Here is a 13,235-nt window from a genome sequence, read left to right as displayed (position 1 = left end):
TATTTGTTCACTGGTAAAAGTAATTAAATTTTTGAAGAAAAATGTTATAGTTCTTTTAAAGTTTTAGTTTTTACCCATCCAATTTTACCGTCAGTTAACTTTAACTTTTTCCAATTATCTACAGAGTCTAATATATTAACTTTAGTTCCTTCGTGTAGTGTAAAAATCTCATTAGAATTATTAGTAGGTTCATTTTTAACAGAAACTTCTTCGCTATAAATAATGGCCTCAATATTGTTTTGGGCTTGGTTATATTGAATGTATGTTATAGCTAAAGAGGATGTTAGAAATAGAAATGAGATAATACTAGTTGTAAAGTAGGTTCTTTTTTTACTTGGAGTATAAGAAAAATAAAACAGTAAAAATAAAATAGAAGCCATAAAAGAAAATACAACAGTAATTACAGCCCACGTATTATAAGTAAACTTTTGTAAATAGTTTTCATTAAGCTTCTGAAATACTGATTTTGGCAATGCTTCAACTCTATCAAGAGTTAAACGTTTTGCTATAACTAAGTTGTTTTTTGCATCCTCGTTTAAAGGGTTTAACTGTAATGCTTTTTCGTAATTATAAATAGTAGGAGCTATTTTATTGAGTTTATAGTAACAGTTAGCTAAGTTGTAATAAACTTCAGATGAAGCTAGGTTTTCATTTTCTATTTGCTCATATAATTTAATAGCTTCTTCGTACTTTCCTTCTTTATATAAAGAATTAGCACTTAAAAATAAATCATTGGCATTTTGTGCCAACATACTAATTGACACAAATAAGAATAAATATATAACTAAATTTCTCATTATAACTGTCTGTCTAATTGCGTTATTACTTGTTTTGCTTTTTCATATTCTTCCTTCATTTGTGTATTGGTAATTGGAGTATATCTAGCAAAATCACAATTGTTAAATACTTCAATAAAGTTGCTAATGGTTTCTTTGCTAACATTTTTATTAGCTAGTAAATCAGTAATTTTTTCACGACTTATATCAGAAGTTTCTACGCCTAGTTTAGCCTTCAAGTAATTATGTAAAGCTCTTTCTAAGGCTTCATAAAAAGCTTCTTTATTTCCTAATTGTTTTTGTGCTTCCGATAAGTATTTCTTGGCGAGTTTGTCAGCCTTTCGTAGCTTGTTTCCTAGCACATCACTATTACGTTCTTCTCTCTTTTTCTGAATAATAATTCCAATAGGAATTGTTAAAATAGGAAGCAACAAAAGAATATAAAATAATGTAGATTTAAAGAAATCTTCAGTTTTTATAGGTTGTAAGTTAGTAGATGTTTGGATGTATCTGAAATCGCTACCCGTAACTTTTACGTCTTGTTTAGCAACTGCATTAGTATCTGAATCTGTCGGAATTTCTTTTCCTTCCAAAACATCAACATATAAATCATCTGTAGTGATGGTTTGATACACTTTTTCTTTTGGGTTAAAGTAAGAAAAGCTAGTTTTTGGAATTCTATATTTTCCTTTGAATTCCGGAACAACAGTGTAATTATCTGTAATAGATCCAGATAGTCCTGTTCCAGTAATACGAACGCTTTCTTTTCTTTCTGGTTGATAAACCTCTAGTTCTTTAGGGGTTTCAATTTTTGGGAGTTCAAAAAGTTTTAAATTTCCTTTTCCTTTCACAGAAACCTTAATTTGCGATGATTCGTTAGCCTTTAAGGTATTCTTGCTTAAAGAAACATCGAATGAAAACTGACCAACAGCACCAGTAAAGTCTTTTGGTTTGTTATTCATAGGTAAGGCCTGAGCATTAACTATTTTCTTAGCAGAAGAGAATTCTTTACGGACTTGACGTGTAATTACGTTTCCAAAAAAGTCAGCTCTTCCAGTAGGAACTGCTACAACAATATCCATCTTCATAGGGTCTATTGTTAGCTTACCAGATGTTGTTGGAATTAATAAAGCTTTGTGTAATACAGCATAACGATATTGCTCTCCATTGTATGTTCCAGTTTTAACAGGCATTCCGTTACGTTTAATTTCTTGGTTCCAGAAACCATTGTATTGTGGAGCTTCTGTTATGGCATTATCGTAAATTCCAACATTATCGCTAAAATATAATCGATATTCTACATAAATACCTTCACCAACATAAGGTTGAGATTTGGAAACTTCAGCAACTAAATGAATGTTCTGTTCTGCAATGTAATTAGGATCGTTCGGGTTTTTAGGGATGTCTACAGCATCTAGAACGATAACTTTTATAGGGTTAGAGGTGAGTGTCTTTCCATCAATTTCAATACTCGCAGAAGGAATGTTAAATTCTCCTTTTCTCTTAGGTTGTAAAATGTAAGTGTATGATTGATTAAAGGAAACCTTACCGTTAATCCAAGATTGACTTACTGATTGACTAGGACCACCAACTATTTTAAAGTTTGTGAAGCTTGGTGCTTTGAAATTATCGGCTCCTTGTTTGTTTATTGAAAACTCAATACGTAATCGTTGGTTTACACCTAACTTATTTTTACTAACGGTGGCCGTTAATGCAGCATCTTGTGCATGAATGGTAAATGTTATAAAACTAACTAATAACGATATGTATATTTTTAACTTCATGTTAATTTTCAAAATTGTCTAAAAATAAATAAGATTTTAAAAACTGTAAAATTACCAGTCTTTTTCTTGTTTTACTTTTCTTCCTTTTGATTTTTTCGCATTCATTTTTTTCTGCGTCTTGTTTTCCTCATTGTTTAAACTCTCTAACAATTGTTTCATTTGTTCAGGAGTCATCTTACCTTGTTGAGGTTTAGGTTTTTGATTTTGTTTGTCTTTTTGGTCTTGATTAGGTTTTTGTTGATCTTTTTGATCGTCATTTTTCTGATCTTTTTGATCATCTTTTTTATCCTTATCGTCTCCTTTTTGATCTTTATTTTTATCGTTTTGTTTGTCTTTGTCGTTTTTTTTCTGCTGATCTTTCTGATCTTTATTTTTTTCGTCTTTATTTTTATCCTTGTTATCTTTTTGATTTTGTTGTTGCTTTTTAGCTTCTTTTTGAGCAACAGCTAAATTATAACGTGTTTCATCATCATTTGGGTTTCTACGTAAGGAATTTTTAAAAGCTTCAACTGCTTGTTCATACTGTTTTTGCTCCATCATTGCGTTACCAATGTTATGATATGCTTCAGCCTGAGCCATCTTGTCTTTTGAAGTTTCAGTGGTTACTTTAAACTGTTCTACAGCTTCTTTGTATTTCTTTTCTTGGTATAAAGTATTACCAAAATTATAACTTGCTTTTTCATACTTACTATTCTTACCTAAAGCTTTCCGGTAAGCAATAGCAGCATCACTAAACTTTTGTTTATTGTATAACTTGTTTCCTTCTCGTAACAAAGCACGTGCTTCACGTTGTAGTTTAAGTGTGTCTTGCTGTGCATTGACCGCCGTAGAAACAGTAAGGACTATAATGAATATTAAATTTTGTAAACTTTTCATACTACATGTTAAGATTCTTCGTTAAACAAATCTACTTTCTTCAACCATTTGGTTTTCTTATCAAACAAAAACATATCTAGAATCAAAAACAATAGTCCAATACCTACAAACCATTGAAATTGGTCTTTATAATCAGAAAACTGTTTTGTTTCAAATTCATTTTTTTGTGCGTTTCCAATAATCTTCTCAATGGCTTCTACTGGATTTTCAGTTTTATTACCATCAAAATATTGTCCGTCAGAAGCATCAGCAATTCCTTGTAAAACATCAGGTTTTCTTTGGGTAATTACTGTTTCTCCCATTCTGTCTTTTTTATAACCAATAAGCGCGCCATTTAATTTGATAGGTATTGGCCCTCCTTTTTCGGTTCCTACACCTACGGTATATACTTTAACACCTTCGTTAGCGATGTTTTGGGCAACTTGTTTAGTTTCTTCTTGATGATCTTCACCATCTGAAATAATTATTAAAAAACGATTTGTTTGTTCGTCGTTATCATAATAAGTATTTGCCAAATTTAAAGCTTCATTAATGGCTGTACCTTGACTTGAAACCATGTCTGGGTTTGCATTTTGCAAAAACATTTTTGCTGCAGCATGGTCGGTAGTAATAGGGAGTAGGGGATATGCATTACCTGCATAGATAATAATACCAACTCTATCACTGCCTAACTTATCAATAGTTTTAGATATAATTTGTTTTGCTTTTTCTAATCTATTAGGTGCAATATCTTCTGCTAACATACTCTTAGAAACGTCTAAAGCAAACACCACATCAACACCTTCTCTTTTCACAGTTTTTAGTTTTGTTCCCATTTTAGGATTAACTAATGATAGAATTAAAAATGATAATCCTACCAAAAAGAAAACAAGTTTTAGTACCGATTTAAAGGTTGATGTATTTGGTGCTATTTTAGATAAAAGCAACGGGTTAGCAAACTTTTTTTGAGTTCGTTTTTTCCACCATAAAACTAATAGGAAAACCACAATTATTACAGGAATAATTGCAAAAAGATAAAAATATATTGGTTCTTCTAGTTTGTACATCTTGCTTAAATAAAACTTTTAAATAACGTGTTTTTTAGGGTGAATTCTAAAAGTAAAAATATCCCTGCTAAGAAAACTAAAAAACGATATTTTTCAGAGTAATTATAATACTTGAACTCTTCGATTTTAGTTTTTTCTAACTTGTCAATCTCGTCATAAATTTCTTTTAACTTAGTGTTATTAGTTGCTCTAAAATATTTACCACTAGTTTCGCTGGCAATGTGCTTTAGCAAATCTTCGTCAATTTCAACAGGTTGATTTTTAAATGAAATTTTTCCTGTTCTTGGGTCTTTAGCCCATGGAAAAGGAGCCATCCCGTTAGTTCCAATTCCGATAGTATAAACCTTAATTCCGTTTCCTTTTGCTAAATCAGTAGCTGTTTTAGGATCAACAAAACCAGCATTGTTTACACCGTCTGTCAATAAGATAATAACTTTACTTTTGGCTTTACTATCTTTTAGTCTATTAACAGCAGAACCTAGGCCCATTCCAATAGCAGTTCCACCCTCTAACTGTCCCCATTTAATTTCTGAAATTGTTCTTTTCACAATAGATTTATCACTGGTAATTGGAGTTTGTGTAAAACTTTCTCCTGCATATACTACGATACCAATACGATCATTAGGGCGTCGGTTTATAAAATCGGTAGCTACTCTTTTTAAGGCTTCTAATCGGTTTGGTTTAAGGTCTTTTGCTAGCATACTAGCCGAAACATCAACAGCCATTACGATATCAATACCTCTATTTGTTTTTGTTTTCTTACTAACAGCTACATTTCTAGGGCGTGCTAAAGCAACTATTAAGCAGGTTAATGCCAGTAGTCTTAAGAACGGTAGTATGGGTTTGAGTTTGGGTAAAATAGAACCTTGTATTTTAAAACCTTTAGTACTTGGCATTCTAAGTTGAGCACCATCTTTTTTTCGAGTATAAAAACTCCAAAAAGCTAACAGAGGAATTAATACTAGCAACCATAAAAACTCGGGACTATGAAACTCGAAATTATTCCACTTCATCATCATCTTCTTGTTTTTTGGGTTTTAAATTATCTATAATAAGCTTTGCGTCTTTTCGGTCTTCCTCTATTTCGTGAGATAAAGGTTTTGATTTCGCAAATTTTACTAGGTCAGATTCTTGTAAAAGACCTTTTAATTTATCAATAATTTCTCTCGAAGTTTCTATTGACTTTGTGTCATTGAAGTCTTTTAAAACGTCAATTAATTCATCAGTAGTGCTTTCCAGGGCTGGAACATGTAGCTCTCGTTCAATATAACCTCTTACAATGTCTGTTAATTCACTATAATATTTTTTAACCTGATTATTTTGCCATAATAGTTTTTTGTCCAGTTCCTCCAGTTTTTGCATAGCTTCTTCATAAGGAGGTAATAAAGGGATAATAACTTTTTCTTCTTGTTCTTTTTTCTTTTTGAAAACAAAGAAATAAAGTAATAACACTATGACAAGAATAGCTATTATGATCCACCAAATGTATTGTTTGAAATCATCAAGCTGATAAGGTTCTCCTTTAATTCCCTTAATTGGAAACTTTTTAACCTTCGTAGTGTCGATAGGGACAGTAGCTACATTAACCAATAAACTATCGGTTAAATAAGCTTGATTTCTAATAAATATTTGTTGTTGAGGAATGTAAAATGCACCACTATCAAACCCTGTTAAAATGTATTTTCGAATGAGCTTGTTTTCAATAGTGTCAATTTTTAATGTATCAATAACTTCCAATCCTTTTAAGTTTTCTAGTTTTGGAATGATAACATTCTCAGTTTCGTCAACAGATATTTTATATTGAAACTGCTCACCAATTCTAATATTTGTGGTGTCAATTTCTGCTTTTACCTGAGGTTGTTGTGCAAAGGCAAAAGAAGTTAAAAACAAGCATATGTAAAGTAGTTTGTGTTTCATTGTTTGTTCTTATCCTTTTCGTTTAAAATAACCTAATAGCTTTCGTACATAACTTTCGTCAACTCTAGTGTTGATAGTTCCTGCACCACTCTTGGTAAAAGTGGTTTCAAAATAATTAGACAAACGTAAAGCATTTGCCTTGTAATGAGTTCTAACAGATTTAGAACTAGTGTTAACTAGCTGTGTTTTTCCTGTTTCAGCATCTATCATAGGAACCATTCCTAAATTAGGAATTTCTTCATCATGTTTGTCATATACACGAATACCAGTAACATCATGTTTATTACCAACAATTTTTAGTGTACGCTCGTAATTATCATCCATAAAGTCAGAAAGCATAAAAACAATTGCTTTCTTTTTCATGATGTTGGATAAAAATTTGAGAGCTTCACTAATATTGGTTTGTCTACTTTTTGGTTGAAATTCAATAAGCTCACGAATAATTCGTAATACGTGACTTTTTCCTTTTTTAGGAGGAATGTATAGTTCAACTTGATCAGAGAACAGGATTAAACCAACTTTATCGTTGTTTTGAATTGCAGAAAAGGCTAGTGTTGCGGCAATTTCTGTTACGGTATCTTTTTTAAATTGTTCAGAAGTACCAAAAAATTCAGAGCCAGAAATATCGACTACCAACATCATGGTAAGCTCACGCTCTTCCTCAAAAACTTTTACATAGGGTTCGTTATAGCGAGCAGTTACATTCCAGTCAATTGCTCTAATATCATCTCCGTATTGATATTGACGTACTTCAGAGAAAGTCATACCTCTACCTTTAAAGGTTGAGTGGTATTCTCCTCCAAAAATATGATTAGACAACCTACGTGTCTTTATTTCTATTTTTCGAACTTTTTTTAGTAACTCTTTTGTATCCATGTTTTCAATTGTCAGTTAACAGTTATCAATAATCAGTAAAGTATTTTTGGCTGATAATTGCTCATTGATAATTGATTAAGGCACTTGTACTTCGTTAATAATAGAGTTAATAATATCTATTGAAGTAATATTTTCAGCTTCAGCTTCGTAAGTAATTCCAATTCTATGACGTAACACATCGTTTACGACTGCTCGAACATCTTCAGGAATCACATATCCTCTTCGTTTAATAAAGGCGTAGCATTTTGCAGCTTTAGCCAAAGCAATACTACCACGTGGAGAAGATCCAAAGCTAATAAGAGGTTTTAATTTTTCTAAATTATATTTTTCAGGGTAACGAGTTGCGAAAATAATATCTAAGATATATTTTTCTATTTTTTCATCCATATAAACTTCGTTAACTACATTACGAGCTTTAATGATTTGTTCTATTGAAATTACAGGATTTACTTTTTGAAAGCCTCCGTTTAAGTTTTGACGCATAATAAGTTGTTCGTCTTGTAACTTTGGATAATCAATTACAGTTTTTAGCATAAAACGGTCTACTTGTGCCTCAGGAAGTGGGTATGTTCCTTCTTGTTCTACCGGGTTTTGAGTAGCCATTACCAAGAATGGTTCATCCAATTTAAAAGTTTCATCTCCAATGGTAATTTGACGCTCTTGCATAGCTTCTAGTAAGGCAGACTGTACTTTAGCAGGAGCACGGTTAATCTCATCGGCTAGTACAAAATTGGCAAAAATTGGTCCTTTTTTAATAGAAAAATCGTTTTCTTTTACATTGTATATCATAGTACCTACTACATCGGCAGGTAATAAATCTGGAGTAAATTGAACGCGACTAAAACTTCCGTCAACAGCTTTAGAAAGTGTGTTAATAGCTAAGGTTTTTGCTAAACCAGGTACACCTTCTAATAAAATATGTCCATTTCCTAAAAGGCCGATGAGTAATCGTTCAATCATGTATTTCTGACCTACAATTACTTTGTTCATTTCTGTAGTTAACAAGTCTACAAAAGCACTTTCTCTTTCTATTTTTTCATTGATGGCTCTTACGTCTATATCCATAGTAATTGAAATAAATTAGAATTTTTATGAAACAAAGCTACAATAATAGTGTTTTTTTAGTTGTTAAAAGTTGGTTAAACCTTGTATTTACAAGCTAAAAGGTGTGGTTCTTTAAAGTTAAGTTTTTGACTATGTGCTTTATGTGTTTGAAAATAAGTTGTTTATAATTTGTTTTTATGAATAAAAAAAATGAAATTTAGCTTCTACTAACTTTAAACTTAAATTTTATGAAGAAAATGTCTTTTAGCAAAACGTTGCTAATTAACGCACTTATTTTTCTGTTTTCTGGTTTTGTTTACGGGCAAACAATAAAAGGAAAAATTGTGGATGTAAATGGAGAAAGTATTCCTTTTGCAAATATTATAGAGAAAGGAACAACAAATGGTACCACTTCTAATGAGAATGGTGAATTTAGTTTAAATATAAAAAAACTACCAGCAGTAGTAACAATATCTTCCTTAGGGTTTGTTACAGTAGAAAGAAATATTGCAGATACGAATACTTTTTTACAGGTAACACTACGAGAAGATTCTGATGTTTTAGAAGAAGTAGTGATTTCGGGGTTAGCAACTACAACGAAAAGATCTAATTTAGCGAACACAGTTTCGACAATTTCAGCTGCTGAATTAACACAAGTCACATCACAATCGGGTTTTGATAGTGCATTATCAGGAAAGTTCACTGGAGCAGAGATAAAAGCGAACTCAGGGGCTCCAGGGGGAGGAATTTCTATGAGATTAAGAGGTGTTACTTCTATTTTTGGAGATCAACAACCGTTATTTGTGGTAGATGGTGTGTATGTTGACAACTCATCAATTTCTTCTGGAAATAACATTGTAAGTGAAGCTGCTGGAGGTGGTAATCCTTCATCAAATCAGGATGACGCTTCTAATAGGATTGCAGATATTGACCCCGAAGATATAGAGACTGTAGAAATACTGAAAGGTGCCTCAGCGGCAGCTCTCTACGGATCAAGAGCGGCAGGAGGTGTTGTTATTATTACAACAAAAAGAGGTAAAGAAGGTAAACCTAGAGTATCCTTTTCACAAACTGTAGGCTTGAGAAGTCCAACAAGATTATTAGGTTTAAGAGACTGGGATGATTCAGAGGTTGTTGCTTTAGGAGGACCAGCGAATGCAAAACTAAGAGACTATGAAGCAGAGCTATTTGATCATACTAGAATTTCTACAACAACAAGGTTTACAACATCAGGAGGTTCAGAAAGAAGCGATTACTTTTTTGGAGTAACTTATAAAGATGAACCTGGATTAGTTGAAAATACAGGCTATGAAAAAGCAGCGGCTCGTTTAAATATAGGTCAAAAATTTACAGATTGGTTAGATTTATATGTCACGTCAAATTATATAAGCTCTCAAGCAGATAGAGGTTTTTTTAATAACGGTAATGCCAATAGAACTATAGGGTACGCCCTAGCTTTTACTTATCCATGGGAAAACTTATCTCCTACAGATGGAGTCTATCCTTTTGGAGGTGCTGGTTCAAATGTATTAGAAACAATAGCACTAACTACTAATAGAGAAAACGTAAATAGGTTTATTGGTAGTGCTAAGTCTAATATCAAAATTCTTAACGGAGAAAAAAATAGACTCAAGTTGGTGCTTGAAGCGGGGTTTGATCAGTACACACTTCGTACAACAAGTATTTTCCCTAGAGAATTAACTTATTTTAGAGATAGATCTACTTTAAAAGGAGCTTCAATATCTGGAACGACGAGAAATACTAATTATAACTTATCTGCCTTTTTAGTTCATAATTTAAGTTTAAATAATGGGTTACAGTTCACAACTCAAACAGGAACCTTTTTTCAAGATTTTGACCGTAACACTGTTATTAGTGTAGGAACAGGTTTCAACACCTCATTAACAAGTTTATCGTTGGCGGAAAATTTATCGTCTCAGCAAGTTGTTAGGTTTCAGAGAGATACAGGGTTTTTTGTGCAGGAAGAAATAAATTATGACGATAAAATAATTGGTACTATTGGTATTAGAGGAGATAAGTCAACCAATAATGGTATTTCAGATAAGATGTATTATTACCCTAAAGCAAACTTAGCAATTAATTTACATAAGTTTAGTTTTTGGGATATAAAAGAAATTACTAGTTTAAAACCTAGGATTGCCTATGGAGAAGCAGGAAGATTCCCTAACTTTAATGATCAATTTACTTTGGCTGCACCACAATTTATAGGAGGTGTCTCTGGTTTTGCTCCTGGAACTTTTAAAGGAGACCCTACCATAGGGCCAGAACGTCAAAAAGAATTAGAATATGGATTAGATTTAGGTCTGTTTGATAATAGGTTTACATTAGAAGCTACGGTATACAACAAAAAAATAAGCGATCTACTTATTCAAGAAAATTTTCCAACATCATCTGGTTTTACAAGAAAAATTAAAAATGGAGGAGAGCTTGAGAATACAGGTATAGAATTAGGTTTAAATGCGAACTTTATTGAAAAAGAAGATTTTTCTTGGAATGCAAACTTTAAATGGTGGAAAAACAAATCTAAAATTAATAAGTTAGACGTTCCTGCCTTTACAGAAGGAGGTTTTGCGGCTTTCTTAGGAACTTTTTTAATACAAGAGGGTAAGAGTGCTACGCAAATTGTAGGGACTTATCCTAGCGGACTTACTCCAGAAGAAATAGCTGTAATTGATCCTGATGGAGATGGATTTGCTGTTTATGGTAATGCAGAACCAGATTTTCAAATGTCATGGCAAAACAACATACGTTATAAAAACTTCGATTTATCATTTTTATGGCACTGGAAAAAAGGAGGAGACGGTATTAATTTAACAACTTTTTTATATGATAATGCTGGAACTACATGGGATTTTGATGATACTGATTTAGACCCAACAGGTACGCTTACCAATGGGCCTTATAGACTGGGGCAGATAGGAATAGGAAATACAGCACCATTAGTAGAAGATGCGGGTTATCTTCGGTTAAGAGAAGTAGGTCTTTTTTATACATTTGATGAAGGAGTGTTTAAAGGAGTAGAAAAAGTTAAAGTAGGGATATCTGGTAGAAACTTAATCAATATTTTTGATTATAATAGTTATGATCCTGAAGCATCGAACTTTGGAAATAATGTATTAGCTAATAATGTTGAGGTTACTCCTTATCCTGCATCTAAATTTGTTAATTTTCATCTAAAAGTTAACTTTTAATCTCCTAAAATAAATTATCATGAAAAATATATTCTATAAATTAATATTAATCGTTTTTATTCCTTTTATTCAAAGTTGTGAATTAGAGGAGTTGCCTAATCAAAATGCTCCTACATTAGACTCTTATGTAGATGGAGCATCTGCGGCCGATGTAGAAGCTTTGGCTGTAGGTTTGGAAGCTGTAATGAGAAATGATTTAGACTTTCATTATGAAACGGTAGCTTATTTAGCAAGAGAGTACTATGATTTGTCTAAAGCAGACCCAAGATATACAGGAGAGATTTTAAAAGGACCTTTAGATAATAACGGATTTTTAACAACCCGTTCTTTTGCGGCTTGGTATAGAATTGTTAAAGCAGCAAATGTTTTAATTACCGCTGTAGAAAACTCAAATGCAGGGTTTTCTGAGGAAGAAAAAAACTCTTATTATGGGTATGCTAAGACAATAAAGGCATACGCTCTTTTAATGGCAGCAAACAGGCAATATACAAATGGAATTAGATTAGATGTAGAAGATCCAGATAACCTAGGCCCTTTTGTAGGGTATGATGAAGCTTTAGTTGCAATAAAAAATTTATTAAATGAAGCTAAAAGCGATTTAGAAGCTTCTTCTAGTAATTTTCTATTTCTTTTTAGCTCAGGGTATAATGATTTAAAGCCTATGGATCCATCAGATTCAAGTAAGAAGCTACCTCTCTTACCAAGCGGTTTTTTAAAGTTTAATAGGGCAATTGCTGCACGGGTTGCACTATATCAAAATAATATGTCAGAAGTGTTGTCAATGTTGAATGATTCTTTTTTAGATTTAAATGGCACTATGTCATTTGGGGTATCTCATATTTTTGGATTGACAGGTAATGATATTAAGAATGACTTATTTTATGTATTACAAACAGGGAATAATTTTGTAATTCATAATTCGTGGATTACAGATGCAGAATCTGGAGATAATCGTGTTTCTAGTAAGTCTATACAGTTAAGTGAACCTGCCTCTTTTGATGGGCTTACAGGGACGCATCAAATCTCTGTGTATAAAAGCAATACAGATCCTGTGTATCTTGTCAGGAATGAAGAACTGATTTTAATGTATGCTGAAGCTAATATAGGTACAAACAATGCAGAGGCTATTACTGCTATCAATATTGTTAGAAATGCTGCTGGTTTGCTAGATTACTCTGGAGGTACTTCAGATAGCGAGTTAGTAGAAGAAGTTTTAAAACAAAGAAGATACTCTTTACTAGGGGAGGGACATCGATGGATTGATTTAAGGCGTTTAAATAGATTGAATTCGACCTATATCCCACTAGATAGATCAGGAGATAATATTATTGATGCCTTTCCAACACCATTTAGTGAGAATGCTAATTAACAATATAGTTTGTTTTTAATTGTGATATTTGATAATGAAAAGGCACCTTATTAAGGTGTCTTTTTTTATAAGCTATTTCTTCATTTATAAAAAATAATAAATAGGATGTAAATTCAATCACCAAAAAAGTTATGTATTTATATCCAACTATTTTATAAAAAGTGTTCGTGTGATGGATTAAAATAGTAGTAAAAGATAACAAATGTTTTTAAAAGAAATTAGGATGAAGAAATTCTAAATATATGATAGTTTTAAGAAGGTTGAATTTTTATTGAAATACATAGGTTTCTTATTGGTTTTAATGAATATTCTTTTTTTTCTTAATGTGTTGTGAA

Annotated in this window: 10 protein-coding genes; 2 read left to right on the top strand and 8 right to left on the bottom strand. The window is 32.1% G+C overall.

Annotated elements, in window-relative coordinates:
• Positions 1-44 precede the first annotated feature (44 nt).
• The 8 genes from ABHQ57_RS00895 to ABHQ57_RS00860 form a co-directional block, all read right to left on the bottom strand.
• A complete protein-coding gene (locus ABHQ57_RS00895; protein ID WP_047788268.1) occupies positions 45-797 on the bottom strand; it encodes a CDC27 family protein in 753 nt (250 codons plus the stop codon).
• Complete coding sequence (locus ABHQ57_RS00890) at positions 797-2,560, bottom strand: BatD family protein (RefSeq protein ID WP_073182500.1); 1,764 nt, start codon at positions 2,558-2,560, stop codon at positions 797-799. Before ABHQ57_RS00890 ends, ABHQ57_RS00895 begins: the two co-directional genes overlap by 1 nt.
• A gap of 51 nt (positions 2,561-2,611) precedes the next feature.
• Positions 2,612-3,436, bottom strand: coding sequence for a tetratricopeptide repeat protein (locus ABHQ57_RS00885; RefSeq protein WP_047788270.1), 825 nt, complete (start codon positions 3,434-3,436; stop codon positions 2,612-2,614).
• 8 nt (positions 3,437-3,444) lie between these two features.
• Positions 3,445-4,482, bottom strand: a complete 1,038-nt coding sequence (locus ABHQ57_RS00880) for a VWA domain-containing protein (RefSeq protein WP_172644826.1) — start codon at positions 4,480-4,482, stop codon at positions 3,445-3,447.
• 5 nt (positions 4,483-4,487) lie between these two features.
• Positions 4,488-5,495 carry a VWA domain-containing protein gene (locus ABHQ57_RS00875; RefSeq protein ID WP_073182501.1) on the bottom strand — a complete coding sequence of 336 codons (1,008 nt, stop codon included), beginning with the start codon at positions 5,493-5,495 and terminating at the stop codon, positions 4,488-4,490.
• Complete coding sequence (locus tag ABHQ57_RS00870) at positions 5,482-6,399, bottom strand: hypothetical protein (protein ID WP_389861931.1); 918 nt, start codon at positions 6,397-6,399, stop codon at positions 5,482-5,484. The genes ABHQ57_RS00875 and ABHQ57_RS00870 overlap by 14 nt, the downstream gene beginning before the upstream one ends.
• A gap of 9 nt (positions 6,400-6,408) precedes the next feature.
• A complete protein-coding gene (locus tag ABHQ57_RS00865; protein WP_159509327.1) occupies positions 6,409-7,275 on the bottom strand; it encodes a DUF58 domain-containing protein in 867 nt (288 codons plus the stop codon).
• Positions 7,276-7,350: 75 nt separating this feature from the next.
• Positions 7,351-8,340: a MoxR family ATPase gene (locus ABHQ57_RS00860; protein ID WP_047788275.1), complete on the bottom strand. Its 990-nt coding sequence runs from the start codon at positions 8,338-8,340 to the stop codon at positions 7,351-7,353.
• A 227-nt stretch (positions 8,341-8,567) separates the two neighbouring features.
• On the opposite strand from ABHQ57_RS00860, the gene ABHQ57_RS00855 reads away from it, so the two are divergent.
• Entirely contained in the window at positions 8,568-11,531 is a 2,964-nt protein-coding gene (locus ABHQ57_RS00855; protein WP_389861927.1) for a SusC/RagA family TonB-linked outer membrane protein, read from the top strand.
• Positions 11,532-11,550: 19 nt separating this feature from the next.
• Positions 11,551-12,900 carry a RagB/SusD family nutrient uptake outer membrane protein gene (locus tag ABHQ57_RS00850; RefSeq protein WP_073182504.1) on the top strand — a complete coding sequence of 450 codons (1,350 nt, stop codon included), beginning with the start codon at positions 11,551-11,553 and terminating at the stop codon, positions 12,898-12,900.
• Positions 12,901-13,235 lie beyond the last annotated feature (335 nt).

The organism is Tenacibaculum sp. ZH5_bin.1, from assembly GCF_042865525.1.
GTDB classification, from domain to species: Bacteria; Bacteroidota; Bacteroidia; order Flavobacteriales; family Flavobacteriaceae; genus Polaribacter; species Polaribacter mesophilus.
The sequence above is the reverse complement of the archived record's forward strand: the minus strand, read 5'-3'. Positions and strand labels throughout refer to the sequence as shown.